At 67.9% G+C, this 1,572-nt stretch carries 1 protein-coding gene; it reads left to right on the forward strand.

The genetic code is table 11. From position 1 onward, the window contains the following. Positions 1–130 precede the first annotated feature (130 nt). Entirely contained in the window at positions 131–1,342 is a 1,212-nt protein-coding gene (locus ABH926_RS51455; RefSeq protein WP_370374753.1) for an IS4 family transposase, read from the forward strand. Positions 1,343–1,572: the final 230 nt, after the last annotated feature.

The following is a 1,572-nucleotide window of genomic DNA, read 5'->3' on the forward strand; positions in this document are numbered from 1 at the left end:
GGCAATGCCACGTAGCTTAGTTTGATCATGGTGTTGGTCTGTGGTTTTCGTCTGTGGTTCGGGGTGGTCGGTTAGGGTCGGTGTCGTGTCCCAGGATGTTGTTTCGCCGGTTGTTCGGCCGGTGGCGTTGATGGATCAGGTTTCTGTCGGGGTGTTGGTCCAGGCGGTGTCCCGGGATCGGGTGGATGCGGCTGTTGACGCGTGTGGGGTGCGGGAGCGGCGGCGGGGTGGGAAGTTGCCGGCGCATGTGGCGGTGTATTTGACGATGGGTTTGTGTCTGTTCCCGGATGAGCCGCAGGATGAGGTCGCGGGCAGGGTCACCGGGTCGTTGTCGGCGTTCGGGGTGTGGGATGCCGGCTGGGCGGCTCCGACGTCTTCGGCGGTGACTCAGGCGCGTAAGCGTATTGGGCCGGCGGTGATGCGGGCGGTGTTCGAGCAGGTGGCGGTGCCGGTGGCGGAGTATGACACCGCCGGGGGGTTCCTGCGTGGTTGGCGCGTGATGGCCATCGACGGGTTCAGCCTGGATGTGCAGGACACGCCGGAGAACGCGGCAGAGTTCGGATACACCACCAGGGCAGCGGGCGGGTCGCCGTTCCCGAAGGCGCGGGTGGTCGCGGTGGCCGAGTGCGGCACGCATGCCATGCTCGATGCCGAGATCGGCCCGTTCGCCACTGGCGAGAAGACCCTGGCGGTGCCGTTGCTGAACCGGTTGGGTACGGACTGGCTGCTCACCGCCGACCGGAACTTCTACGGCTTCCCTGCCTGGCGCATGGCCGCCGATACCGGTGCCGCGCTGTGTTGGCGGGCCCCGGGCCAGCTGGGGCTGCCGGTGCTCACGCCCCTGGCCGATGGCACCTACCTGTCGGTGGTGATCGACTCCAAGGTCCAGGGCGGGCGGCGCGAGCAGATCCTGGCCACCGCCCGCGCGGGAGCGCAGCCCGATCCCGGCACAGCCCGGATAGTGCGGGTCATCGAATACGACGTGCCCGATCGGGGAGACCCGGCCCGACGCGAGGTGATCCGCCTCATCACCACGATCGTGGATCCACGGCAGGCCTCCGCGGCCGAGCTGGCCCGCGCCTACCACCAGCGCTGGGAGGAGGAGACCGGGATCGACCAGGTCAAGACCCACCTTCGCGGATCGGGCCGGGTACTGCGCTCCAAAAGCCCGGACCTGGCCTACGCCGAAATCTGGGGCTATCTGCTGGTCCACTACGCCATCAGCGCCCTGATCGGGCGAGCCGCCACCGCCGCCGGACTCGATCCAGACCGGATCAGCTACATGCGCACCCTGCGCCTGGTCCGCCGCTCCGCCACCGGCACCGCGGCTTTTCCCCCCTGAAGACCTCCAAACAGCCGCCCACATGATCGCCGAACAGATCACCCGCCCGGCCAACCTCAACCCGCCCCGACGCCAACGCACCTACCCCCGCGTCGTCAAACGCCACCGCCACGCCAACCTCTACCGCCAGAAGAAAACCACCGACACCGGCACCCGCCACCACACCCCACCCACCATCCGGCACCACCCAGCCACAGCAACAAGATCAAACTAAGCTACGTGGCATTGCC

This window comes from Catenulispora sp. GP43, assembly GCF_041260665.1.
GTDB lineage: Bacteria > Actinomycetota > Actinomycetes > Streptomycetales > Catenulisporaceae > Catenulispora.

Excerpts from the sequence above, each read along its gene's own strand:
- ABH926_RS51455 (WP_370374753.1), top strand. The coding sequence starts at position 131 with ATGGATCAGGTTTCTGTCGGGGTGTTGGTCCAGGCGGTGTCCCGGGAT.